Annotated in this window: 24 protein-coding genes; 10 read left to right on the forward strand and 14 right to left on the reverse strand. The window is 44.0% G+C overall.

All coding sequences use genetic code 11. The annotated features are described in order from the left end of the window. Window positions 1–13: 13 nt before the first annotated feature. A complete protein-coding gene (locus ACRQQK_RS20860; protein WP_457514663.1) occupies window positions 14–454 on the reverse strand; it encodes a type IV pilin protein in 441 nt (146 codons plus the stop codon). A 96-nt stretch (window positions 455–550) separates the two neighbouring features. Here ACRQQK_RS20860 and ACRQQK_RS20865 point away from each other — a divergent pair, with 96 nt between their 5' ends. Genes ACRQQK_RS20865 through ACRQQK_RS20880 form a run of 4 tightly spaced genes read left to right on the forward strand, consistent with a single transcriptional unit; the run spans window position 551 to window position 3,311 of the window. Further along, window positions 551–1,069, forward strand: coding sequence for a GspH/FimT family pseudopilin (locus tag ACRQQK_RS20865; RefSeq protein ID WP_457514586.1), 519 nt, complete (start codon window positions 551–553; stop codon window positions 1,067–1,069). Next, window positions 1,038–1,664 carry a pilus assembly protein PilW gene (locus ACRQQK_RS20870; RefSeq protein WP_457514588.1) on the forward strand — a complete coding sequence of 209 codons (627 nt, stop codon included), beginning with the start codon at window positions 1,038–1,040 and terminating at the stop codon, window positions 1,662–1,664. The genes ACRQQK_RS20865 and ACRQQK_RS20870 overlap by 32 nt, the downstream gene beginning before the upstream one ends. Next, complete coding sequence (locus tag ACRQQK_RS20875) at window positions 1,661–2,899, forward strand: hypothetical protein (RefSeq protein WP_457514590.1); 1,239 nt, start codon at window positions 1,661–1,663, stop codon at window positions 2,897–2,899. Before ACRQQK_RS20870 ends, ACRQQK_RS20875 begins: the two co-directional genes overlap by 4 nt. Continuing rightward, entirely contained in the window at window positions 2,889–3,311 is a 423-nt protein-coding gene (locus tag ACRQQK_RS20880; RefSeq protein WP_457514592.1) for a type IV pilus modification PilV family protein, read from the forward strand. Before ACRQQK_RS20875 ends, ACRQQK_RS20880 begins: the two co-directional genes overlap by 11 nt. Window positions 3,312–3,384: 73 nt before the next feature. Here the strand turns inward: ACRQQK_RS20880 and fghA are convergent, their stop codons facing one another. Together fghA and ACRQQK_RS20890 are read right to left on the reverse strand one after the other, a co-directional pair. Further along, on the reverse strand, window positions 3,385–4,233 hold the full coding sequence (fghA, locus tag ACRQQK_RS20885; protein ID WP_457514594.1) for an S-formylglutathione hydrolase: 849 nt from the start codon (window positions 4,231–4,233) through the stop codon (window positions 3,385–3,387). A 94-nt stretch (window positions 4,234–4,327) separates the two neighbouring features. Then, on the reverse strand, window positions 4,328–5,461 hold the full coding sequence (locus tag ACRQQK_RS20890) for an S-(hydroxymethyl)glutathione dehydrogenase/class III alcohol dehydrogenase (RefSeq protein WP_457514596.1): 1,134 nt from the start codon (window positions 5,459–5,461) through the stop codon (window positions 4,328–4,330). 150 nt (window positions 5,462–5,611) lie between these two features. Between ACRQQK_RS20890 and ACRQQK_RS20895 the strand changes: the two genes are divergently transcribed. Together ACRQQK_RS20895 and tadA are read left to right on the forward strand one after the other, a co-directional pair. Further along, window positions 5,612–6,496 (forward strand): LysR substrate-binding domain-containing protein, encoded by an 885-nt coding sequence (locus ACRQQK_RS20895; RefSeq protein WP_457514598.1) that lies wholly within the window; start codon window positions 5,612–5,614, stop codon window positions 6,494–6,496. A 50-nt stretch (window positions 6,497–6,546) separates the two neighbouring features. Further along, on the forward strand, window positions 6,547–7,074 hold the full coding sequence (gene tadA / locus ACRQQK_RS20900) for a tRNA adenosine(34) deaminase TadA (RefSeq protein WP_457514600.1): 528 nt from the start codon (window positions 6,547–6,549) through the stop codon (window positions 7,072–7,074). 121 nt (window positions 7,075–7,195) lie between these two features. Here the strand turns inward: tadA and ACRQQK_RS20905 are convergent, their stop codons facing one another. Continuing rightward, the gene (locus ACRQQK_RS20905; protein WP_457514601.1) at window positions 7,196–7,330 is read right to left on the reverse strand and encodes a hypothetical protein; all 135 of its coding nucleotides are present in this window, start codon (window positions 7,328–7,330) and stop codon (window positions 7,196–7,198) included. A 180-nt stretch (window positions 7,331–7,510) separates the two neighbouring features. Continuing rightward, on the reverse strand, window positions 7,511–9,094 hold the full coding sequence (mltF, locus tag ACRQQK_RS20910; protein WP_457514603.1) for a membrane-bound lytic murein transglycosylase MltF: 1,584 nt from the start codon (window positions 9,092–9,094) through the stop codon (window positions 7,511–7,513). Window positions 9,095–9,400: 306 nt separating this feature from the next. Here mltF and purL point away from each other — a divergent pair, with 306 nt between their 5' ends. Next, window positions 9,401–13,297, forward strand: a complete 3,897-nt coding sequence (gene purL, locus ACRQQK_RS20915) for a phosphoribosylformylglycinamidine synthase (protein WP_457514604.1) — start codon at window positions 9,401–9,403, stop codon at window positions 13,295–13,297. A gap of 99 nt (window positions 13,298–13,396) precedes the next feature. On the opposite strand, the gene ACRQQK_RS20920 is transcribed toward purL, so the two are convergent. The 5 genes from ACRQQK_RS20920 to tsaA form a co-directional block, all read right to left on the reverse strand. Further along, entirely contained in the window at window positions 13,397–13,588 is a 192-nt protein-coding gene (locus ACRQQK_RS20920) for a DUF4250 domain-containing protein (protein WP_457514606.1), read from the reverse strand. Beyond that, window positions 13,588–13,794: a YaeP family protein gene (locus tag ACRQQK_RS20925; protein WP_042488988.1), complete on the reverse strand. Its 207-nt coding sequence runs from the start codon at window positions 13,792–13,794 to the stop codon at window positions 13,588–13,590. Before ACRQQK_RS20925 ends, ACRQQK_RS20920 begins: the two co-directional genes overlap by 1 nt. A gap of 144 nt (window positions 13,795–13,938) precedes the next feature. Continuing rightward, window positions 13,939–14,583 carry a tellurite resistance TerB family protein gene (locus ACRQQK_RS20930; RefSeq protein WP_457514608.1) on the reverse strand — a complete coding sequence of 215 codons (645 nt, stop codon included), beginning with the start codon at window positions 14,581–14,583 and terminating at the stop codon, window positions 13,939–13,941. A 104-nt stretch (window positions 14,584–14,687) separates the two neighbouring features. After that, complete coding sequence (locus ACRQQK_RS20935) at window positions 14,688–16,403, reverse strand: proline--tRNA ligase (RefSeq protein ID WP_457514609.1); 1,716 nt, start codon at window positions 16,401–16,403, stop codon at window positions 14,688–14,690. Between the two features lie 67 nt (window positions 16,404–16,470). Further along, window positions 16,471–17,166: a tRNA (N6-threonylcarbamoyladenosine(37)-N6)-methyltransferase TrmO gene (tsaA, locus tag ACRQQK_RS20940; protein ID WP_457514610.1), complete on the reverse strand. Its 696-nt coding sequence runs from the start codon at window positions 17,164–17,166 to the stop codon at window positions 16,471–16,473. 136 nt (window positions 17,167–17,302) lie between these two features. Between tsaA and ykgO the strand changes: the two genes are divergently transcribed. Both ykgO and ACRQQK_RS20950 read left to right on the forward strand, forming a co-directional pair. Then, the gene (gene ykgO / locus ACRQQK_RS20945; protein ID WP_102940270.1) at window positions 17,303–17,428 is read left to right on the forward strand and encodes a type B 50S ribosomal protein L36; all 126 of its coding nucleotides are present in this window, start codon (window positions 17,303–17,305) and stop codon (window positions 17,426–17,428) included. A 223-nt stretch (window positions 17,429–17,651) separates the two neighbouring features. Continuing rightward, complete coding sequence (locus tag ACRQQK_RS20950; protein WP_457514611.1) at window positions 17,652–19,238, forward strand: AbgT family transporter; 1,587 nt, start codon at window positions 17,652–17,654, stop codon at window positions 19,236–19,238. A gap of 108 nt (window positions 19,239–19,346) precedes the next feature. Here ACRQQK_RS20950 and ACRQQK_RS20955 read toward each other — a convergent pair whose 3' ends face one another. Both ACRQQK_RS20955 and ACRQQK_RS20960 read right to left on the reverse strand, forming a co-directional pair. Continuing rightward, window positions 19,347–19,796, reverse strand: a complete 450-nt coding sequence (locus tag ACRQQK_RS20955) for a YaiI/YqxD family protein (protein WP_167411956.1) — start codon at window positions 19,794–19,796, stop codon at window positions 19,347–19,349. Further along, complete coding sequence (locus ACRQQK_RS20960; RefSeq protein ID WP_457514613.1) at window positions 19,793–20,086, reverse strand: hypothetical protein; 294 nt, start codon at window positions 20,084–20,086, stop codon at window positions 19,793–19,795. Before ACRQQK_RS20960 ends, ACRQQK_RS20955 begins: the two co-directional genes overlap by 4 nt. Before the next feature lie 888 nt (window positions 20,087–20,974). Here ACRQQK_RS20960 and ACRQQK_RS20965 point away from each other — a divergent pair. Then, window positions 20,975–21,472 carry a GNAT family N-acetyltransferase gene (locus ACRQQK_RS20965; protein WP_457514614.1) on the forward strand — a complete coding sequence of 166 codons (498 nt, stop codon included), beginning with the start codon at window positions 20,975–20,977 and terminating at the stop codon, window positions 21,470–21,472. On the opposite strand, the gene ACRQQK_RS20970 is transcribed toward ACRQQK_RS20965, so the two are convergent. Continuing rightward, window positions 21,444–21,746 carry a DUF3301 domain-containing protein gene (locus tag ACRQQK_RS20970; protein ID WP_457514616.1) on the reverse strand — a complete coding sequence of 101 codons (303 nt, stop codon included), beginning with the start codon at window positions 21,744–21,746 and terminating at the stop codon, window positions 21,444–21,446. The genes ACRQQK_RS20965 and ACRQQK_RS20970 overlap by 29 nt on opposite strands. An 8-nt stretch (window positions 21,747–21,754) precedes the next feature. Next, the gene (locus tag ACRQQK_RS20975) at window positions 21,755–22,792 is read right to left on the reverse strand and encodes a DUF3549 family protein (RefSeq protein WP_457514618.1); all 1,038 of its coding nucleotides are present in this window, start codon (window positions 22,790–22,792) and stop codon (window positions 21,755–21,757) included. Window positions 22,793–22,878 lie beyond the last annotated feature (86 nt).

The following is a 22,878-nucleotide window of genomic DNA, read 5'->3' on the forward strand; positions in this document are numbered from 1 at the left end:
TGGCTCTCTGTGATTAAAGCCAGCAAACACTAGGTAAACTTTCTCCTGTGTGTGATAGCGTCAACTTGGTATAGGTATCCCCTAAACAGGTGTCGTTGTTCTGTCCTTTTGTTGTCTTGGGTGTCGCTGTAATCAAATAACTTGTTTTACTGACAGCGGCTGAAATCTCATATCTGTCACTATCCACTTCGCAAAAGCTATTGCAAATACCGTTCGTCATTATGCTATCGGCCGAATAACCGTTGTCGTAGTGCTCTTCCAAGTAGAGTTGCAATTTAGTAATATCGGCCATTGCCTGCTTTCTATGTGCTTTCCTAATGTGGTCACTGTAGTTTGGGTAGGCGATAGAACCTAAAATTCCAATGATGGCGACAACTAAGATTAATTCGATGAGTGTCAAACCTTGATGCTTACGTGACGCTATCTTGCAGTAAAATGTACGAATCATTTCTATTACTTCTCCATATCAACCTACGCCATTTTTAGTACCTGTTAGTATCGTTGCAAGTTGATTCATATTAATTGCAAGACTTACAGAGGAATTTGGGAAATGCTTCGCGGGTTCACTTTACTGGAGATGCTGATAACGATTTCTGTTATGTCGGTGTTGTTCGCTTTTGCTGCACCGAATCTTTATCTCTACCAACAGAAACACAAAATCAAGAATTTAGCTTCTGAACTGCATGGTTTTCTTGTTCAGGCTAAATCAGAAGCTGTCTTTCGCAATAAAGATCTCTGGGCTCATATTGAAATGGATAGTAATCCTACGGTAACTGGGAAGTGGTCTATCCGTCTGACTGATTCTGAAACTTTAGGTGCAGGGGAGACGATACAAGTTATGACAGGAGACAAGTATCGAAACATATTTTTCCAATCCAATCACCCATCGAATCAAATTAAGTTCAATGGCATCAGGGGCAAGATAACCAATGGCACCTTGCGCTTTGCACTGGCTAATGTGCTTGAGAAACCGTTGAATTTAAGAAGTTCGTTTGGTGCTAGTCGAATCATTGTTTGCGGAGAAGGGGGGGAGTTCTATGGTTACTCGCAATGCAGTTCGCAAATTTAGTGGTTTCTCTATTGTTGAATTCATGGTTGCAGCTTTATTAGGCGTAATAGCATTAACGACCATGGGGAGTGTGCTCCTTTCAACTCAAAAGTCTGCTAGTGAAAAAAGTAAACAAATTATGCTGTTGCAGAACATATCAAGCACATTGCATCAACTGAAAGAGGACATATTGAGAGCAGGGTTCGATGATGGATTTGATACGTCAGCGCGATTTTTGGGTGAGTCAAAGATCACCTATGTACATAGCCAACCTAACGCGTTGGGGTATGTGTATAAGGTTCGCTCAAGCACTCCTCCTGAATATAGACACGTGTTGTATTGGTTAAATAGTAAAACTTCTAATCTGATGTTCTGCGAAAAAAGCCGGCCAACGTTGATCTCTGTATATTCTGCTGCGACTCAATTTGGCAATTGTTATTCAGTGTTTGATCCGAACCAAATATCAGTAAACCAATTTTCCGTTACTAGTCATCAGATTGATAGTGATGATGTAGAAAGTGCATTTGTTATTGTTCGCATGGCAGCTCATCTAACGAAATACCCTGAAATTAATCAATATCTAGAGCTCAAAGTGACGCAGAGGAACTGGCAATGAGTAGGTACTTACAAAAAGGTGTTACCACTTTAGCGGTCACTTCTATTTTATTGATGGTAGCGTTAACGGTGACGTTGGGCTCTCAGAAATCACTTTTCTACCAAATTAAACGCTCCCAAAATGAAATTAAATCCCGGCAAAACCATTGGTTAGCGGAAGGTGCTATCGAGTGTGGTTATGCGCAGTTTCGAGCTGAAAATAAGGTTCCACAAAATATTAATGATTGTGGATCTGGGCATGGGGTGATTGCTTCTTTTGTGCCTTCAATTTATGGACAGCGAGTGGTGGCACAAAGTGGATACAGTACTGTAGAAAAAGAAATCCAAATTAAGAATAGATTGAGCTCAGGAGCAATACAGTCAAACGCAGATCTGTATTTTCATTCTAGCTTGTCATTTGCGACACCCGATCCCGGCAAGTTAACAGAAAGAGGTTGGGAGTGTGTCGCCCTTCGTTATGGAAGCCGCTTTTATTCACCATCGTTGGTTAATCAGGGGGTGGTTCACGGCAGAAAACCCTATGAAGATTTTAGTAACCCCGGTTACAAAGACTGTGTTAGTTCTCATCGCTCTTTCGGTCAATCGTGGGGGCATTTAGGAAAAGATTTCGTACAAGATGCCCATTTATCTCTATTCGAACAGTTCTTTAATGTCCCTGCTCACGAACATGACAAGGTGAAAATGAGTGACAAACTAACTGTGATGGAGGGCGTTGGGTATCCTAAGCAAGTGTATAACTGCGGCAGCGCATTGGCATCGAAAATTCGCTCTGGCAAACATTTTCTTTGGGTTGAAGGGGGGTGTGAGATCAAAATGTCTGAATACAATAATTTGGTCAATGCTGCTTCTGCTACGGATGGGGTTTTGATACTTGTCCACGAAGGCGTTTTCTCTGTAATGGGCAAGCCTCCCGGAGCTACTTCAGAACCGTTCAAAGGGGTTTTATTCCATTTTAATCGAGATTTTGTGGCATCTCCTTACCAATGGGGAGGTTTTGTTGCAAATAGGATTTTGAATCATCCTTCTTCTGTTGTTGAGCGGTCTTTTCGAAATATAGCTTCCTATTATCAATATGGTGCCTTCAGTTTGTCTGGTGGGCAATACTTCGATACACCCGGGCAGGCCGCAGTGTTCAATGATTCATTAGAAGTCAATTTTAATGGTGATGTCATCAATAACGTTCAGGCAAATGTTAATCCACCAAGGTGGAGAGAAGGATCTTGGTATGCAGAATAACAACAAACAGTCAGGTTTTAGTTTGATTGAAGTGATGATCACTTTTGCTTTGATTGGGGTTAGTGCTTTAGGGCTTATCAAACTTCAAGCTTATATTGAGCAGCGTGCCGATTATGCTTTACACAGTATTAAAGCGTTGAATGTTGCAGAGCAGAGGTTGGAGTGGTTTAGAACCCGAGGCTCTAGAGCTGCTCATCTGCGCGTTAAAACGCCTGACTATGATAATAGTATTGCTTCATATGTGTGTAATGAAGACCCTGTGTACACTGTGAGTTGGGATGTTCATGAGCCCAATCCAACGTTGGCTGTAAAAACGATCACTATGGAGGTTTCTTGGTTTGACCGAAACGGAAGTAAGCAAACTGTCTCTCTGCAAACCATGTTGTCCAAATACAGTGAGTTCAATACCTAATAGCCTGAACGAGATATAAGCAGTATTAGATACAAAAGCCCGCAAGTCGCGGGCTTTTGTATTGAGGTAAACATTACTCTATTTTCAGATGCTTAGCGTGAAATTCCAGATGTTCATCGATAAATGTCTGAATGAAGTAGTAACTGTGATCATACCCTGGCTGAATACGCAGAGTTAAGTTTGCTTTTGCTTCAATGGCTGCTGATTGCAGTGTCTCTGGTTTGAGCTGCTCAGTTAAGAAGTTATCTGCGTTTCCTTGGTCAATCAATATTGGCGCTGTCACTAGATGAGTTTTCATTAGCTCGACTGCGTCATACTGTAGCCATTTGCTCTTGTCTTCGCCTAAGTAGTTGCGAAACGCTTTTTGTCCCCATGGCACGGCCATAGGATGACAAATCGGGCTAAATGCAGATATCGACGAGTAAGCCGTTGGATTTTTAATACCAATCGTTAACGCGCCGTGACCACCCATACTATGACCTGATATAGCTTTGCGCTTACTAACAGGAAAATTTGCTTCTATCAGTTGTGGCAGTTCATCAACGATATAGCTGTACATCTGATAATGCTCCTGCCAAGGCTCTTGAGTTGCATTAAGATAAAAACCTGCACCGAGGCCGAAATCGTATGCACCTTCCGGATCATCCGGAACACCTTCACCTCTAGGGCTGGTATCTGGAGCGACAATCGCAATTCCTAACTCGGCGGCTTTTTTAAACGCGCCCGCTTTCTGCATGAAATTTTCGTCAGTACAGGTGAGACCTGATAACCAATACAATACAGGCACTGGTTTATCTTCGGTCGCTTCTAACGGAAGATAAATGGCAAAGCGCATTTCACAATTGAGTGTGCTGGATTGATGAATGTATTGCTTGTGCCAGCCATCGAAAACTTTCGCTTGGCTATGATTAATTAAACTCATTCTTCCTCCTATATCCAGTTTTTCGTAGTGGCTGTTCAGATTCTCAGCCACTCGAAGTTATAGGGTATACGCTGTTTCTAGATATCGGTCTGCACTACTTATCGAAGTGAACGACAGAGCGAATACTTTCGCCAGCATGCATCAAATCAAATGCATCGTTGATTTCATCTAAGGCCATTGTGTGAGTGATGAACTCTTGCAAGCCAAACTCACCAGCAAGGTATTGCTCAACAATGCCCGGAAGTTGTGAACGACCTTTAACGCCGCCAAATGCACTACCACGCCATACACGACCAGTGACTAATTGGAATGGGCGAGTTGAGATCTCCTGACCTGCGCCAGCGACACCGATAATGACGGATTCGCCCCAGCCTTTATGACAGCATTCAAGAGCTTGGCGCATTACATTCACGTTGCCGATACATTCAAACGAGAAGTCCACGCCGCCGTCAGTCATCTCAACAATCACTTCCTGAATCGGCTTGTCGAAGTGTTGTGGATTGATACAGTCTGTCGCACCAAGCTGTTTCGCTAATTCGAATTTCTTCTCGTTGATATCGATACCAATGATGCGGCTTGCTCCAACCATACGAGCACCGATAATGGCCGAAAGACCAATACCGCCTAGACCGAAAATAGCGACAGTGTCGCCTTTCTTCACTTTAGCAGTATTAATTACCGCGCCCATACCGGTTGTGACACCGCAACCCAACAAACAAATTTCTTCCAATGGTGCTTCTTTATTCACTTTCGCAAGAGAAATTTCAGGCAGCACTGTGTATTCGGAGAAGGTTGAACAACCCATGTAGTGATAAATAGGCTGACCATCTTTGTAGAAACGCGTCGTGCCGTCTGGCATCAAACCTTTACCTTGAGTTTCCCGCACTGCCTGACATAAGTTGGTTTTACCTGATTTACAGAATTTACATTCGCCACATTCAGCTGTATATAGAGGGATTACGTGGTCACCGACCTCAACAGAAGTAACACCTTCACCGACCATCTCAACAATACCGCCACCTTCGTGACCAAGAATCGATGGGAACACGCCTTCTGGGTCTTCGCCGGATAACGTGAATGCATCAGTATGACAAACACCTGATGCCACAATTCGTACTAACACTTCACCTTTACGAGGAAGCATGACATCAACTTCTTCGATTTTAAGAGGTTGGTTTGGACCCCACGCAACCGCAGCGCGTGATTTTATGAATTTGTCTTGTGACATGTGGTCATCCTTTTAATCAATAACGAGGAGTGTTTGGTGTACTCCCAACACCATCAGTAGTCTTTTAGTATAGAAGCTTCTCTTTGGTTAATAATTGGGTGAAAATGAGAATAACTTTTACACTATTGTAATAATCCAAAAGAGTTGTTTATGGCTGGTTGGGAAGGGATTAACGAGTTTATTGCGGTTGCTGAGAGTGGAAGCTTCACTCAGGCCTCTCTGCGCTTAAACACTTCGGTGGCAAATATTAGTCGCCGTGTCGCAACGCTTGAAGAGCGATTGAAAGTGAAACTGTTGGTAAGAACGACGCGTAAAGTTTCTCTCACTGAAGCTGGACTGGTCTACTTTCAACAATGTCGAGTACTGGTTGAAGGTTTAGAGCAAGCAGAGCAAACCGTTACTCAAATGCAGCAAACGCCACAAGGCAAACTCAAAGTGACGGCTCCGGTGACTTATGGAGAGCAAAAAATTGCGCCGCTACTCCATCAGTTTCTTCAGCAACATGAACAGCTAAATTTAGAGTTAGTGCTCACTAACCAAAAGTTAGACTTAATTGAGCAAGGCGTCGATCTGGCAATCCGTTTGGGGCAGTTAGACGATTCCAGTTTTAGGGCAAAGAAGCTGAGTAATCGACAGCTATATGTTTGTGCAACTCCAGAGTACCTTGCTCGCTTTGGCGTACCTCATACATTGTCTGAGCTTAATAAGCATCAATGCTTGATTGGAACTTATGATCACTGGCGTTTCAAGGAGCACGGTCAATCACGCTCTATTCGGGTGAAAGGTAAGATTAACTGCAATAGCGGTATCGTTTTGTTGGATGCAGCGCTTCGCGGAATGGGTATGGTTCAGTTGCCGGATTACTATGTAAGTGAGCATTTAGCTTCAGGAGCCTTAGTCGAAGTGCTCCCTTCGTATCGTGATGATAGAGAAGGGGTTTGGGCGCTTTATCCTCACAATCGGCATCTATCGGCCAAAGTTCGTCTGTTGGTGGATTACCTTGCGCAAAGCTTATCAGCCGAAGCTGTTGTATAATTTCGTCCAATAAAGGGCAAACAAACCCAAGTCCAACAAGAGAGAGAATAATGACTGAATCCCAAGCGGAATTTAGCCCACAAGACGAAGACTTTATGCGCCAAGCGATGGCTTTAGCCGCTAAGGCTGAAGAGCAAGGAGAAGTTCCGGTAGGCGCGGTTTTGGTCAAAGATGGCGAAATCATTGCTCAAGGCTGGAACCGTTCAATTGGCAATCATGATGCAACCGCTCACGCTGAAATTCAGGTGTTACGTCTGGCAGGTGAGAAGTTAGAAAACTATCGCCTGTTAGATACAACGTTGTATGTCACGCTGGAACCTTGCCCTATGTGTGCTGGCGCTTTGCTGCATAGTCGAGTAAAGCGAATAGTGTATGGCGCTCCTGATCTCAAAGCTGGTGCAGCAGGTACGGTATTGAATATTTTTGATAGTCCCGCTGCTTATCACTACGCCACGATAGAAAAAGGCTTATTAGAGGATGAGTGTCGCCAACAGTTACAAGCCTTCTTCAAACGTCGCCGCAAGGAAATCAAAGCATTAAAAGATGAGCAGAAACGAGATCAAACAGTTGAGAAATAAAAGTAACAAGTGGGAAGTAGCGGGATAGAACAAAATAAGACGAGTGGATAAAACGATTAGTAGTGGGTCTTTGGCAAACATCTACATTCGTAGATGTTTGCGTCCCTAAAATATCAGCTGATTACAAGTACGGTTCTTCCAAATGTACATACGCTCGATGACGTGCTAGCACTTTCTTTTTTGTATTGGCTAGCATACGACGACGGCGGTTAGCTGATACTGCTTTGTTAAGGAGTTTAGGCCTACGTTTAAGCATAAAACGTCCCCCTTTCAGTACTAACTATCACAACAAACCCCAATTATTCGTCCAATCAGGGCGCCAAACTATCAAACTTATTTGACGTTTTTATGTATCCGACTCTTACTTGTTTTTATTTGTAGAGTAAGAGCGGATGCACATATCTATTTATGGGTTCCGAAGAAAAAAATCAAGTATTTATTTTTGAATTGATGCAGGGTTATCGCTTGCCGATTCTACTTGCTCAGAATCTAAGCTCTCTTCATCGTTTTGCGAATCATCAATAGATTCATCAAGCGTACTTTCATCACTGTCATCCTCTTCCGGCAAATGAATAACCGTGATGTCATCGGTGCCAGACTCGACGCTAACTACTTTCTGTTGCTCTAAATGGCCGATGATACTTTGATAGTAACGACGTATGTTCTCAACATAGTTTCTCGCTTCATCACCACGGGCATAACCATAGATGGTCTTCGAGAAATATTTCTTCTGACGTAACAAAGGTAGTCTGTCTTTTACTTCTGCCCAAGTATCTGGGTCACTGCCCTGAAGTTTGGTGAGTCGACGAGCATCCATCATGTGACCGTAACCGACGTTATACGAAGCAAGGGCAAACCAGATTTTTTCGTGATCAGAAATGGAATCGGGAACTCGCGCCACCATTCTTCGTAAATACTCGACCCCACCTCTAACCGACTGTTCTGGGTCAAGACGGTTGGACACATCAACACTTTTTGCCGTCGGCAGCGTCAGCATCATCATGCCACGTACACCGGTAGGCGATTTAGCTCTAGGGTTCCAGTGAGATTCCTGATAAGCCAGCGCCGCAATCAAGCGCCAGTCAAATTCATCCGAATATTTCTGGAACAATGGAGCCCATTTCGGCAGCCTGTTATCAAGTGCTCGAATAAATGCACGGGTGTCTACATAGTCGAAAGTACCAATGTGACCAATGTATTTTTCTTCTAATGATGCGAGCGATCCTGATTGTTTCAGTTCACCAAAAAACTCGATCATCATGGCATATAGGCTTTCGTCTTGTGAACGACGCATAAACCAAGAGATAGGTTGGTCTTCAGTCACTTCAAAAGCTGACGCGAGATCAGGGTAAATGCGTTGAGAAAGTGAAACTTCTACCGAATCTGCCATCGTAAACAGCAATGAACCTTCGGAAACTCTTTTGAGCAGATCGTTAACATCTGAATTGGTATCAATATGGAAATCAAAATCAGGGTAATCTTTTTTTAATCCGTTGAGCGTTGTTTCAAAGTGAGAATCATCCACGACACTAAAAATAGGTTGACCTTCGTTTTTATTTTCAAGCTCTTGTTGCTTATTGACTAGCTGTTGAATATTACGCGGACGCCATTGGCCTTTTTTATACACCACTTGCTGAGACACATAGTAGTAAGCTGGGCCGGCGCGGTAGTCTTTCAGGCGTTCTTCCGATTGGCTAAGACCTGCAGCGATGATATCGATCTCGCCGTTTTTGAGAGCTGGAAACAGACTGGAGAGGCGATAAGCGGGCTTCATCTCAAGTCTTACATTTAGCTGTGCTGCAAATTCTCGAGCTAATTCATAATCCAACCCAGAAGGACCATCTGGACCGATGTAGTAGGAGAGTTGGTTGTTTAATGTACCAACACGCAAGACGCCGCGTTCACGGATCTGGTCAAGTTCACTCTTTGGTTCGGAATCAATTTGACAGCCACTCACTAAAAGCGTCAATAAAAATAGAGTGAAGCCACGGCTGACTGAATGATAAAAAAGCTTTGTCATTAATTTAAGATCTCTTACATCAATTAGTGCCTTTATATCAAAGGCTGCTCGTATGGCAAAGTGATAGCTTGTTACTAAGCTTGTTGTGTCTGAAAATTGTTCAAACAGGGTGAAATTCAAAATTAATGAAAAAAATGACGCAAACGGTTGCTTTTGATGTTACGTCACAAAAAAAAATCCTCTATAATGCGCTCGCATCAAAGAGAAGAAATCGGCATAAGTTCCAGTTTATTAGTTTAACATACTGATAATTAGATGAATTTATGCCAATTACACCTCAATCAATGGATATAGAGACCTTTGCACATGAGAATTTTGCGTGGTTCCCCAGCTCTTTCTGAGTTTCGTGTTAATAAACTACTCGAGACGTGTCGTGAACAAAACTTACCTGTGACGGGTATCTATGCTGAGTTCATGCACTTCGCTGATCTTAAGGCAGATTTAGACGACAGTGAAATCGAAAAACTTGAAAAGTTACTGACTTACGGTCCAACCATTCAAGAACACGAGCCACAAGGTTTGCTACTTCTTGTTACTCCTCGTCCGGGTACTATTTCTCCTTGGTCTTCTAAAGCATCAGATATCGCTCACAATTGTGGTTTGGCAAATGTTAAGCGATTAGAGCGCGGTACGGCTTACTATATTGAGTCTGAAGGTGAACTTTCAGCTGACCAAATCGCTAGCATCAACGCTTTAATTCATGACCGCATGATGGAAGTGGTGTTCACGGAACAAGAGCAAGCTGCTGCACTATTCAAATCTGCAGAACCAGCGCCAGTTGCTTACGTTGATCTACTTTCAGGTGGTCGTAAAGCGCTTGAAGAAGCAAACGTTACCCTTGGTCTTGCTCTTGCTGAAGACGAGATCGACTACTTACTTGAAAGCTTTGTGACTAAGCTTGAGCGTAACCCAACTGACATCGAATTAATGATGTTTGCACAAGCAAACTCAGAGCACTGTCGCCATAAGATATTCAATGCTGATTGGACAATCGACGGCGTAAAACAAGACAAATCTCTGTTCAAAATGATCAAGAACACCATGGAATTGACTCCTGATTACGTTCTGTCTGCTTATAAAGATAACGCAGCGGTAATGGAAGGCTCTGAAGTTGGTCGTTTCTTCCCGAATCCAGATACTCGTCAGTACGGCTATAGCCACGAAAAAGCACATATTTTGATGAAGGTGGAAACACACAACCACCCAACCGCAATTTCTCCATGGCCAGGTGCCTCAACGGGTTCAGGCGGTGAAATTCGTGATGAAGGCGCAACAGGTATCGGTGGTAAACCGAAAGCTGGCTTAGTTGGTTTTACTACCTCTAACCTTCGTATTCCAAACTTTGTACAGCCTTGGGAAACGGACTTCGGTAAGCCGGGCCGTATCGTTAACGCTTTGGATATCATGCTTGAAGGTCCTTTAGGCGGTGCAGCATTTAACAACGAATTTGGTCGTCCTAACTTATTAGGCTACTTCCGTACCTACGAAGAGAAAGTGACTTCTCACGCGGGTGAAGAGATCCGTGGTTACCACAAGCCAATCATGATTGCTGGTGGTTTAGGTAACATCCGTGATGAACACGTACAGAAGAAAGAAATTCCAGTAGGTGCAAGCTTGATCGTTCTTGGCGGCCCTGCAATGAACATCGGCCTTGGTGGCGGTGCTGCCTCTTCTATGGCATCTGGCCAGTCTGCAGAAGACTTAGATTTCGCATCTGTACAACGTGAAAACCCAGAGATGGAGCGTCGTTGTCAGGAAGTGATTGACCGTTGTTGGCAGCTTGGTGAAGCAAACCCAATCGCATTTATCCACGATGTGGGCGCGGGCGGTATTTCTAACGCATTGCCAGAGTTAGTAGACGACGGCGAGCGTGGCGGTATTTTCCAACTACGTGACGTGCCAAATGATGAGCCTGGAATGAGCCCGCTGGAAATTTGGTGTAACGAATCTCAAGAACGTTATGTACTGGCAGTTGCGCCAGAAAACATGGCGGCATTCGATGCTATCTGTAAGCGTGAACGTGCTCCATACGCAGTTGTAGGTATCGCGACTGAAGAGCGTGACCTGAAGTTGGAAGATACACACTTCGACAACACGCCTATCGATATGCCAATGGATATCCTGCTAGGTAAAACACCTAAAATGCACCGTGATGCGAAAACAGCGAAGGTGAGCAGCCCAGCTATTGATCGTTCAGGTATTGAGTTGGGTGATGCCATTGAACGTGTTCTTCGTCTTCCTGCTGTTGCAGAGAAAACATTCCTTATCACCATTGGTGACCGCACGGTAACTGGTCTTGTGGCTCGTGATCAAATGGTTGGCCCATGGCAGGTTCCTGTTGCGAACTGCGCGGTAACAGCGGCAAGTTACGACACTTACCACGGTGAAGTTATGGCGATGGGTGAACGTACGCCTGTAGCACTACTCGATTTCGGTGCGTCTGCTCGTCTAGCGGTTGGTGAAGCAATCACTAACATCGCTGCAACTGAAATCGGCGATATCAAACGTATCAAACTATCTGCTAACTGGATGTCTCCAGCGGGTCACCCAGGTGAAGATGCTGGTCTATACGAAGCAGTGAAAGCGGTTGGTGAAGAGCTGTGTCCGGCACTAGGACTTACTATCCCAGTGGGTAAAGACTCAATGTCGATGAAGACTAAGTGGAACGAAAATGGCGAAGACAAAGAAGTGACTTCTCCACTTTCACTGATCATCACTGCGTTTTCTCGCGTAGAAGATGTTCGTAAGACAGTGACTCCACAACTTCGCACAGATTTAGGTGAATCAAGCCTAGTGCTTATTGACCTAGGTAACGGTAAGAACCGTCTAGGTGCGACAGCACTGGCTCAGGTTTACAAGCAGTTGGGTGACAAGCCTGCTGACGTAGATAACGCAGAGCAACTAAAAGGTTTCTTCAATGCGATTCAAAGCCTAGTCAGCAACGACAAGTTGATTGCTTACCACGATAAAGGCGACGGCGGTCTATTTGTTACTCTAGCTGAGATGACATTCGCTGGTCACTGTGGTGTGAAAGCAAACATTGAAGCTTTAGGTGAAGATGTTCTAGCTACGCTGTTCAACGAAGAACTAGGTGCAGTTGTTCAGGTTAAGAATGATGAACTTGAATCTGTACTGGCAACGCTAGCAGACAACGGTTTAGCAGAATGTTCACAGGTTATTGGTGCAGTAGAAGCTTCAGATAAGCTGGTTATTACTTCTGGTGAAACAGTACTGGTCGACCGTTCAAGAACAGAACTTCGTACCATCTGGGCTGAAATGACGCACAAAATGCAAGCGCTGCGTGACAACCCTGCGTGTGCAAACCAAGAGTTTGAAGCGAAGAAAGACAATTCAGACCCAGGTCTGAACGTGAAACTCAGCTTCGATACTAACGAAGATGTAGCAGCGCCTTACATTGTGAAAGGTGCTAAGCCTAAGATGGCAATTCTGCGTGAGCAGGGTGTTAACTCGCATGTTGAAATGGCAGCAGCGTTTGACCGTGCAGGCTTTGAAGCTACCGATATCCATATGAGCGATATCTTGACAGGTCAAGCTGTGCTAGAAGAGTACCAAGGTCTGGTAGCTTGTGGTGGCTTCTCTTACGGTGACGTACTGGGTGCTGGTGAAGGTTGGGCGAAGTCAGTGCTATTTAACGCACAGGCTCGTGACCAGTTTGAAACCTTCTTCAACCGTGAAGATACCTTCTCTCTAGGTGTTTGTAATGGTTGTCAGATGCTTTCTAACCTGAAAGAACTGATCCCAGGTGCAGACTTATGGCCTCGTTTCGTACGTAACGAATCTGAGCGTTTTGAAGCTCGCTTTAGCTTGGTAGAAGTACAGAAATCGGATTCTGTATTCTTCGACGGTATGGCCGGTTCTCGTATGCCTATCGCAGTATCTCACGGTGAAGGTCGTGTAGAAGTTCGCGATGAAGCGCACCTAGCTGCCATCGAAAACTCAGGTACAGTAGCGGTTCGTTTTGTTGATAACTTGGGTAACCCAACTCAACAATATCCAAACAACCCGAATGGTTCGCCAAACGCAATTACCGGTCTAACTACCTCTGATGGTCGTGTAACTATCATGATGCCTCACCCTGAGCGAGTATTCCGTACAGTGGCGAACTCATGGCATCCAGATAGCTGGGGCGAGAACGGTGCTTGGATGCGTATGTTCCAAAACGCTCGTAAGAACCTAGGTTAATAACAGACCTGTGAATTAAAGCTACTAAATTTCAGATAATTAAAAACGCAAACCCTTGGGTTTGCGTTTTTTTACATTCTACATCATCAATTTCGAAGATTAACGAAACTGACCCGCCTCTGGCAGAAACTCAAAGCCTGCTGTGGCCAGCTTTGCTTCAAGTTTGGTTCGGTCAATATCGAAGTAAGCAACCAGTTTATCTAAATCACCGTTAAAGTCGTCACGCAGCTTCATGTTCACAATGCTCATTAGCATGACTGTGTCCATCGAGGCGAAGTTCGCGAGATTCATTATTTGTCCTCGAAATCAGAAATCAGTAAGTTTGCCGCAGCAAAGGCTGCTTTTTCTCTTACTTCTTTTGGTAAAGACGTATCCGCGGCCACATCGTTCAGAGCACGAACGGCGCAACTAATGGCTTGAGGAATATAGGCTTGATCGCCACTACCAATTTGAGCGTATAACTCACGAACTAAATCACAACAACCGTAAACTTGCATAACTCTATCCCACTTTTACAAAACGAATAGTACAGAACGAAACATCTGCCTTATAAATGATAACTGCTCTCAATATACACAGAGAGCAGAATGAAGACAAAAGTTACCTTTGAGCTGGCTCAATGTTGAGTTTCAGCCGGTGAATTATTCACCGTTTATCTGCTGATGAATGTCATTTACCAACCCTTCACTCAAGCCGAGTTGCTTCGCCAGTTCTTGCAGATACGCTTTTTCCATAAAGTTTTGCTCGTCGGCAACTAATGCTGAAGCAAGATAAATCTCCGACGCTTGAGCTGGAGTTTGCGCCAGCGCAGCGATTTCATTTGGGTCTAAAGGCTTTTTCAACTCTTGTTGGAACAGGGTTTGAACGTCGTTATCGGCACCAATCTCATTAACCACTTGGTTTATCTTAGCCATTTCTTGCTCATCTATGTGTCCATCCGCTTTGGCAGAAGCGATCATCGCTTTGAGAATGAGTATTTCATGGCGAGGATTCGATTGGTCAAAGTTCGCTGGCTGAGTTGGTTCATTTTGATTGGCTTGCCAGTCATTATACATTTTATAGGCGAGAGCCCCCAAGGCTGCAGAACCACCAATGGTGAGCGCTTTCTTGCCCAGCTTCTTCGTTTTCTTTGAACCCATTAAAAGGCCAATGATACCTCCGCCGAGTGCGCCAGCACCAAGTGTGGCAAGCTGGCTTTTATCTTGAGCTAAAGACTGAGCTTGCTGTTTACCAGATTGAACCAAATTGGAGTTGAGTGCTTGATTGAGTAGAGCTTTGAGATCCATATCTTTCTCCTTCTTGTTTTTATGCAGTGTAGAAGAGAAATGATGAATCCAGCATTAATAAAAAAGGCTGCCATTAGGCAGCCTTCAAAGATAGACGTTCGAGATTAAGCCATTTGCGACTTGATGTGCTCGACGATATCAGTCATTGCCACTGGAGTTTTATCACCAGTGCGACGGTTTTTATATTCGAAATTACCTTCGTCCATACTACGATCACCGATAACGATCGTATGAGGAACACCAAGTAGCTCCATATCAGAGAACATAACACCTGGGCGTTCTTTACGGTCATCGAATAGAACTTCGATACCAGCAGCTGTCAGATCAGCATATAGCTTCTCTGCTGCTTCTTGAACGCGCTCAGATTTATGCATGTTCATTGGAACGATAGCCACTTGGAACGGTGCAATAGCGTCTGGCCAGACGATACCGTATTTATCGTGGTTCTGTTCAATCGCAGCAGCCACTACACGAGTAACACCGATACCGTAACAACCCATTTCTAGAATAACGTTTTTACCGTCAGCGCCTAGAACACCACAGTTCATTTTCTCAGAGTAGTTAGTACCAAGCTGGAAGATGTGACCAACTTCGATACCACGCTTAAGCATGATAGTGCCTTTACCACATGGGCTTGGGTCACCTTCAACAACGTTACGTAGGTCTTCAACTTGACCTAGTTGAACGTCACGGCCCCAGTTAATACCGAAGTAGTGTTTACCATCAACGTTTGCACCAGCACTGAAGTCACTGGTTACTGCAACTGTGCGGTCAACGATGAATGGCAGTTTTAGACCTACTGGGCCTAAAGAGCCTGGACCTGCACCGACTAGAGCACGAATCTCTTCTTCAGAAGCCATCTCTAATGGAGACGCGACTTCTTTCAAGTTTTCTGCTTTTACTTCGTTTAGCTCGTGATCACCACGGATGATCAGGGCAATGATGTCTGCGTCAACTTCATCTGATGCTTTAACGAAAAGCGTTTTAACAGTTTTCTCGATAGGCAGTTCAAATTGCTCAACTAGTTCTGCAATGGTTTTCGCATTTGGCGTATCAACCAGAGTCATCTCTTGAGTTGGCGCAGCTAGCTCAGTTGCAAGTGCAACCGCTTCTGCTTTTTCAATGTTCGCTGCGAAATCAGATTCAGTAGAGAATGCAATTAAGTCTTCGCCGCTTTCTGCCAATACGTGGAATTCTTGAGAGCCGCTGCCACCGATAGCGCCGCTATCCGCCAATACTGGGCGGTAATCCAGACCCATGCGATCGAATGCTTTACAGTAAGCATCGTGCATCGCGTCGTAAGATTTTTGCAGACCTTCTTTATCGATGTCGAAGCTGTATGCATCCATCATTGAGAATTCACGAGAGCGCATCACACCAAAACGAGGGCGGCGTTCATCTCGGAATTTAGTCTGGATCTGGTACAGATTTAGAGGTAGTTGTTTGTATGAGCTAACCTCGTTACGCACAAGAGCTGTAATCACTTCTTCTGCTGTTGGGCTTAGTACAAACGGACGAGTGTGGCGGTCAGTAAAGCGAAGCAGTTCTGGGCCCATCTTTTCAGAGCGACCAGTCTCTTCCCATAGTTCAAACGGCTGTACAACGGGCATTAGTGTTTCGATAGCCCCTGCATTGTCGATTTCTTGGCGAATGATGGTTTCGACTTTACGCAGTACGCGAAGACCGGTAGGTAGCCAAGTATAAAGACCTGAAGCTAGCTTACGGATCATACCCGCACGTAGCATGAGCTGGTGGCTCACTACTTCTGCGTCGTTTGGAGTCTCCTTCAGAGTAGAAAGAAGATATTTACTGGTACGCATTTATGGTATCCGTTTATCAAAGGTGGTAATAAATTTAGCCGCTAATAATATCAGCCAAATGCGAATGTCAAAAGTGTTCAATAGTAGTAACTGTCACTAAGTTACCAGATATGGTGAATTTTACGTTCAAATTGTACAAATGTACTGCGTATTGCTTGTCGTCAGGCTTATTTTTCTTGTAAGCAGGACGTGGATCTTGTGCTAGAACTTCACTAATTACCGCTTGTTTGACGGTTGAATCGGGTAGAGACTGCAAAATAGCCAGAGCTGCAGGGCTGAATTCAACCTCAACTGTTGGAGGCTCCGCATCTGCGTAGCCACCTTTTGCTTCTGGTACGGAGTCAGAATAGGGGATATAAGGTTTGATATCGATGATGGGAGTACCATCAACCAGATCAACACTGCCCACTTCTATATAGATTTGATCGCCTTCTTTATCTATACCTCTAAATTCCACCGCAGACATACCAATTCCATTCGGACGAAATGTCGAACGAGAAGCCAATACACCCACTCTTTCATTGCCACCAAGACGCGGTGGGCGAACCGTTGGTTTCCAACCAGCTTCAAGATTTTGATCAAACAAGAACAATAACCACAGATGACTGAATTGATCTAACTCACGCACTGCTTCCATACAGTTCAGCTCGCCTAATAGTTTGATGCGTGCTGTTGCGCTGGGCACTAAACGTGGCTGACGGGGAACGGCAAACTTCTCTTTATATGGAGTTTCGATAGTAGCAATCGGCGTGATTGTATGCATTGGCGTGTATTGAGTTTGGCTAAAGAAATAAAAGTGAAAGTATCACACCTAACAGAGAACAGTAGTAATTATTGTTGACAGTAACTCTCTTTTGTTATGTTATATTATAACAATTGTAATTTGCGAGGTTTCATCCATGAAAGTATTAAGTTCTCTGAAAAGTGCAAAAAACCGCCACCCAGATTGTCAGATTGTAAAACGTCGTGGGCGTCTTTACGTTATTTGTAAGGCTAACCCAAGGTTTAAGGCAGTGCAGAGATAAATGTTGCTACAATGTTGATATCGCTATTAACTTATAATTCCTATCTAACTCATTTATTTAGTTTATAACACTGCGTATTGTGCTGATTTGGTTTATTTTATGCTCAGTTTGAAATAATCTGTAACATCTTTGATTTTGTAATGTTCACTCCCTAAAGTACTCTTCGCCGCGCTTTTGACATTTTTGTCACAAATGCATAGATAAAACTACAAGGAGGAAACAGATGAGTTCGTCTGCTTCAATAAACAAACCAGCACCTAAAAAGTCACTTTTTACCCGCTTCTTAGATGGTGTTGAGTATTTAGGGAATCTATTACCCCATCCGATTACTTTATTCGCTATTTTCTGTTTAGCGATTCTTATTTCATCAGGTATTGCAGGCTACTTTGAAGTCTCAGTTATGGACCCACGTCCAGAAGGCGCTAAAGGCCGTGCCGCTGATGGTATGATCCACGTTGTGAGCCTGCTTAATGCTGAAGGCCTGCAGCTGATCGTAACTAACCTAGTGAAAAACTTTGTTGGTTTCGCACCTTTAGGCACAGTGCTTGTTGCTATGCTTGGTGTGGCAATTGCTGAATATTCTGGTCTTTTATCTGCTGCAATGCGTGGCCTTGTTATGGGCGCTTCTGCTCGCATGGTGACAGTTACAGTTGTATTTGCAGGTATCATTTCTAATACAGCATCTGAACTTGGCTACGTGGTATTGATTCCACTTGCGGCTATGTTGTTCCACTCTTTAGGTCGTCACCCTCTGGCGGGTCTGGCTGCCGCATTTGCAGGTGTATCTGGTGGTTACTCTGCAAACCTTCTGATTGGTACTGTTGATCCACTGCTTTCAGGTATCACTGAAACAGCAGCACAAATGATCGACCCAACTTACACGGTTGGCCCAGAAGTGAACTGGTACTTCATGTTTGTCTCTACCTTCTTTATTGCTGGTATGGGTGCTTACGTGACAGAGAAGATCGTTGAACCTAAATTAGGTAAATACAATCCTGAAGAAGCAGCAGAAGATCTGTCTAAAGACAAGATGGGTACTCTAACAGCTGTGGAAAAACGTGGTTTGAAAATGGCCGGTATTGCAGTACTTGTAGTAAGTGCTCTTCTGGCTTGGACTATCGTTCCAGCTGATGGTGTTCTGCGTTCTGCTCAAGGTACTATTGCGGGTTCACCGTTCCTGAAAAGTATCGTTGCTTTCATCTTTGTATTCTTCGCAATCCCTGGTTTCGTCTATGGTCGTGTTGTGGGTACAATGAAAACTGACCGTGATGTTATCGATGCGATGGCGAAATCAATGTCTTCTATGGGCATGTACATCGTACTGGTATTTTTTGCTGCTCAGTTTGTTGCGTTCTTCAAATGGACTAACTTCGGTCAGGTATTCGCAGTTGCGGGTGCAGGCTTCCTACAAGAGATTGGTCTAACAGGTCCAATGTTGTTCTTCGCATTTATCCTAATGTGTGGCTTCATCAACCTTATGATCGGTTCAGCATCGGCGCAGTGGGCAGTAACGGCACCAATTTTCGTACCAATGTTAATGCTAGTAGGTTATGCGCCTGAAACTATTCAAGCGGCTTACCGTATCGGTGACTCAACCACTAACATCATCACACCAATGATGAGCTACTTTGGTCTGATCCTAGCGGTTGCAACTCGCTACATGAAGAATCTAGGTATTGGTACGCTAATCGCAACCATGCTGCCTTACTCAATCTGCTTTATCGTAGGTTGGAGTTTGTTGTTCTACGTATGGGTATTCTTGCTAGGTCTACCTGTAGGCCCTGGTGCAGCAACCTACTACACGCCATAAGTCATGTTCGCTTTGAGCGACATACCTTAATAGGTTATATAGCTTGATTAGTTATATATAATAAAAAAACCTGCGAAATTCGCAGGTTTTTTTGTATTTACAATCGAACTATTTTTTGAACTTAGCCAGATATCTGTCTAGATGGTTAGCGAACTCTCGTCGGTCAGTCTGAGACAGCGCACTAGGGCCTCCAGTCTGAATGCCACTTGAGCGCATTGTTTCCATAAAGTCGCGAATATTCAGACGTGCTTTTATCGTTTCTTTCGTATAAAGCTCACCGCGTGAATTCAGTGCCAATGCCCCTTTGGTAATAACTTCGTCGGCAAGTGGAATGTCCGAAGTGATGACTAAGTCATTCGCTTCTACTCGTCTTACAATTTCATTATCCGCAATATCAAAACCCGCAGGAACTTGAATGGAATGAATATTGACGCGTTTAGGTACTGGAATGATGTGGTTAGCTACGAAGGTACATTCTATCCCTGTGCGTTCAGCTGCACGTACAATCGTTTCTCTTATCACTTTCGGGCAAGCGTCTGCGTCAACCCATATCTTCATTGAGCTTTACCGTTTATTTGTTGTTCTAACTGTTCAATACGCTTAGTGAGCTGAACTATGGTTTGTTCTAGCTGAGTAATACGATCCATATCTGAATTGGTTTTTGCCGCAATTTCCACTTTTGGCACGCGATTAGCATTCTTCCAGCTTTTAATAGCGGCAATAAGAGCAGCTATAGGAACTGAGGTACTCATACGTGCCTTTACCAGTGCAACGGTTGGTTCTTTTCCTTGTTGCTGCAGAGTTGTTAGCACGCTTTCGAGCTCTTTAGTGACATCTTGTGTGAGCATTGGTTATCCCTCTATCTGTTGGCGTGATTTTATATCAGATTGATGGATTATTCCCGCTTAAAAGTCTTAGCGTGATTTCCTTCTTTTTCCTTCAGATGACGAGTGCGAGTGAAAGTAACAAGTTCATGTGCGAGATCTCTTACAAATGGTGTGAGATATCAGAGTTTTGTGAAGCAGAAAATGCGATGTTTTGTTTTTAAGTTATTGAAAATAATTTAAATTGTTTGATTGTTTGCTTTGTGTGCAGAAATATTTTCATTCAGGTAATTGCACAAAAAATCCAAAGGCGTAGATTTAACCTTGTCGGAAGGGAACTGACACGGAATTGGATACACCATTGGACGGTGGTTTCAGGACGAAAAAAGTGATTAACGGATAATCACTACATGGAAACGGATAAGAACGGATTCAACAGCTAACAGGAAGTTAGTTGGCAAGGAAAGCAAAAGGATAAACCCTAGGAAAGGGAAGGACACCATCAGGATGATGGGAAGGACACCGCTCAAGGAACAAGTGATGAGCGCTAACAGGATAGTTAGCATAAAGGATGAAAAAGGACACCGCTAGGAAGGCGATGCAAGGATTTGACTGAAGGATTCGGTTTTTTAGGGATGATGCAGGAAGCATGCATTTGTAGCCGGATAGCTGCGCACAAGACTTAAACCCCAGCACTTAGGTGTTGGGGTTTTTCTTAATTTGAAGTTTTCAATTCAAATTCTGTTATCTCTGCGACAATTTCTACCGTCCACATAGTGACCTTTTGAACGTTATCTATGCGAAAATCAGTAAAATCAGTAAAATAATAAAATAATCAGTGGCTTAATTTTTTTTGTTTTTGTTAGTAATAGCAAAAACGCTATTCAATTGATGTTGTAACAAGGACTGTTTGTGACAATAGTGACACGACGAACGCTGTTAATTCCCTATACAGAATCGTTCGAGTTGGACTTTTTGATGTTGAACTGCTGTGCGAAAAACAGGGCATATATGAACGGCCCTAAAACAGTTTCGGCATCAAGAGAGTTATTCAAGCGCGTACTCAATGACTCCTCCATTCATGCAATGGCGGTTCTGGATAACTATAATCGTGAGTTTATGGGGCATGTGTTTATCGAGCGCGATGACATTAAAGCTGAACTGGGCTTTATTTTCGATAAGTTGTACTGGAAGCAAGGTATAGCGTCTGAAGCGCTAAAAGCGTTTTTCCCCAAAGCCTGTGAGCGTTTAGGACTGATGAGAGTCGTTGCGAGTGCTGAAATTGAAAACCTCTCCGCGATTAAGATACTGCAAGCTTTGGGCTTTCAAAACAAAGGCGAAAATGAAGAACATTTCGCCCCGAGTTACGACTTTGAATGGATTAGAGCATCCGATGTGGTGGCAAGTTAAAGCGCATAGGAATGAAACCTCGCATTTCCAGCTTTCCTTGGTAACAGTCGTCGCCTAAAGCCGAAAATTCAAACAAGTAAACCGTATGCCAAAACCAGCGACCATCGCTGGTTTTCCATTTGTGGCCGCCGAATGAGATGCTTAGCAATTGGAGTTCAAGCTGATCGCACTTTCTCAATACATGTGACTTTGCGATTTCAGACTGACGCCTTTGTTGCCAAAAGAGAAAACAGACAAAGCACAGCGCCAATATTGCCAATAAGTCTCCAATCATCTTCTATCCTAAGACTTTGTATCTTGTTGAAGTTTAATCAGCGCTTGAGCGAGCTCTTCAGATGGTGTGCCATGCAAAAGCGGCAACAACACCATTCTTAGCTCTGGCAACATGACTAAGTCGGCAAATAGCTGATTAAACAGAGTCTGGTTGCCCGTTTGCGCCAGCCTTAGTAAGAACTGCTCTGCTCGCGAATTTAGGTTCAAAACGTGCCACGCACGACCAGCAATCGCAATCAGAACTTCAGGATGGCTTAAACGCGGGCTCGCTAAGATAGCATCGACAATCTTGCTCAGCTGCTTTTCATCAGAACCTGAAAGCGCACGAGTTAATGCCGACAGTAGGAACAGATCGGGCTCTTGGCTTGTTATCTCTGCCTGCGCAAATTCTTCAAGACGCTCGGCCAGCTTAGCGGGCAGTTTAGTATGCTCAAGTGCTCCAAGCAGCGCATAAAGAGGCTGCGTGGGTAAGTGAGAAAGGGCTTTACGCACCATAGGTCCGTTTTGTTCTTGGCTTAAGCGTGCACAGATATCGGTAATACCTTGCAGACCGACGGTTTGCCAGTTGTTCCAGCCAAGGCCGCCTGAGAAATAGTGCTGTGCGTGCTCATAATACTGACTGCAAGGCATATCTAGCTCTGCGCGAATTTGGCTGTGGAAGACCGCCATTTTGTCTTCAGATGGCTTAAAGGTGTAAGGATTGTTTGCCAGTTTTTCCTGCTGCTCTTCGGTAAGTTCTTTAGTCAGACGAGTACCCATAGCTTCAACTACGTACTTAATAAATTGTCCGACATCCGCTTGTTGCAACAATCCTCGTTCATCTAACGAAAATTTCAGAAACCAAATCCAAGGTTGTTTGGTTTCATTCCAGTACGCAATAGCAAGGTGAGCGGTACGCTTTACAGGATATGGATAAGCTTGATGTCCTTGTTCTACGTGCGAAAACTGATCGTTGTCGATCGGTTGCATACGTCGGCCAAGGTCGAAAATTTGGTGTTGGCAGCCACTGTTTTTTAGCAGCGCTGTCAGAGTTTGAATATTGTCCATGGGAGCAAAATGTTCCTACTTTTCTTTGGGGCAAGTAACCCTTCTTTCCCCAATAAATGGTACTCTATGGCCCTTTTTCAAGGTGT

The organism is Vibrio sp. C8 (assembly GCF_054051265.1).

What these genes read in the sequence shown, in the direction of transcription:
- ACRQQK_RS20865 (WP_457514586.1), top strand. Translation starts at nt 551, where the DNA reads ATGCTTCGCGGGTTCACTTTACTGGAGATGCTGATAACGATTTCTGTT.
- ACRQQK_RS20870 (WP_457514588.1), top strand. Translation starts at nt 1,038, where the DNA reads ATGGTTACTCGCAATGCAGTTCGCAAATTTAGTGGTTTCTCTATTGTT.
- ACRQQK_RS20875 (WP_457514590.1), top strand. Translation starts at nt 1,661, where the DNA reads ATGAGTAGGTACTTACAAAAAGGTGTTACCACTTTAGCGGTCACTTCT.
- ACRQQK_RS20880 (WP_457514592.1), top strand. Translation starts at nt 2,889, where the DNA reads ATGCAGAATAACAACAAACAGTCAGGTTTTAGTTTGATTGAAGTGATG.
- fghA (WP_457514594.1), bottom strand. Translation starts at nt 4,233, where the DNA reads ATGAGTTTAATTAATCATAGCCAAGCGAAAGTTTTCGATGGCTGGCAC.
- ACRQQK_RS20890 (WP_457514596.1), bottom strand. Translation starts at nt 5,461, where the DNA reads ATGTCACAAGACAAATTCATAAAATCACGCGCTGCGGTTGCGTGGGGT.
- ACRQQK_RS20895 (WP_457514598.1), top strand. Translation starts at nt 5,612, where the DNA reads ATGGCTGGTTGGGAAGGGATTAACGAGTTTATTGCGGTTGCTGAGAGT.
- tadA (WP_457514600.1), top strand. Translation starts at nt 6,547, where the DNA reads ATGACTGAATCCCAAGCGGAATTTAGCCCACAAGACGAAGACTTTATG.
- ACRQQK_RS20905 (WP_457514601.1), bottom strand. Translation starts at nt 7,330, where the DNA reads ATGCTTAAACGTAGGCCTAAACTCCTTAACAAAGCAGTATCAGCTAAC.
- mltF (WP_457514603.1), bottom strand. Translation starts at nt 9,094, where the DNA reads ATGACAAAGCTTTTTTATCATTCAGTCAGCCGTGGCTTCACTCTATTT.
- purL (WP_457514604.1), top strand. Translation starts at nt 9,401, where the DNA reads ATGAGAATTTTGCGTGGTTCCCCAGCTCTTTCTGAGTTTCGTGTTAAT.
- ACRQQK_RS20920 (WP_457514606.1), bottom strand. Translation starts at nt 13,588, where the DNA reads ATGAATCTCGCGAACTTCGCCTCGATGGACACAGTCATGCTAATGAGC.
- ACRQQK_RS20925 (WP_042488988.1), bottom strand. Translation starts at nt 13,794, where the DNA reads ATGCAAGTTTACGGTTGTTGTGATTTAGTTCGTGAGTTATACGCTCAA.
- ACRQQK_RS20930 (WP_457514608.1), bottom strand. Translation starts at nt 14,583, where the DNA reads ATGGATCTCAAAGCTCTACTCAATCAAGCACTCAACTCCAATTTGGTT.
- ACRQQK_RS20935 (WP_457514609.1), bottom strand. Translation starts at nt 16,403, where the DNA reads ATGCGTACCAGTAAATATCTTCTTTCTACTCTGAAGGAGACTCCAAAC.
- tsaA (WP_457514610.1), bottom strand. Translation starts at nt 17,166, where the DNA reads ATGCATACAATCACGCCGATTGCTACTATCGAAACTCCATATAAAGAG.
- ykgO (WP_102940270.1), top strand. Translation starts at nt 17,303, where the DNA reads ATGAAAGTATTAAGTTCTCTGAAAAGTGCAAAAAACCGCCACCCAGAT.
- ACRQQK_RS20950 (WP_457514611.1), top strand. Translation starts at nt 17,652, where the DNA reads ATGAGTTCGTCTGCTTCAATAAACAAACCAGCACCTAAAAAGTCACTT.
- ACRQQK_RS20955 (WP_167411956.1), bottom strand. Translation starts at nt 19,796, where the DNA reads ATGAAGATATGGGTTGACGCAGACGCTTGCCCGAAAGTGATAAGAGAA.
- ACRQQK_RS20960 (WP_457514613.1), bottom strand. Translation starts at nt 20,086, where the DNA reads ATGCTCACACAAGATGTCACTAAAGAGCTCGAAAGCGTGCTAACAACT.
- ACRQQK_RS20970 (WP_457514616.1), bottom strand. Translation starts at nt 21,746, where the DNA reads ATGATTGGAGACTTATTGGCAATATTGGCGCTGTGCTTTGTCTGTTTT.
- ACRQQK_RS20975 (WP_457514618.1), bottom strand. Translation starts at nt 22,792, where the DNA reads ATGGACAATATTCAAACTCTGACAGCGCTGCTAAAAAACAGTGGCTGC.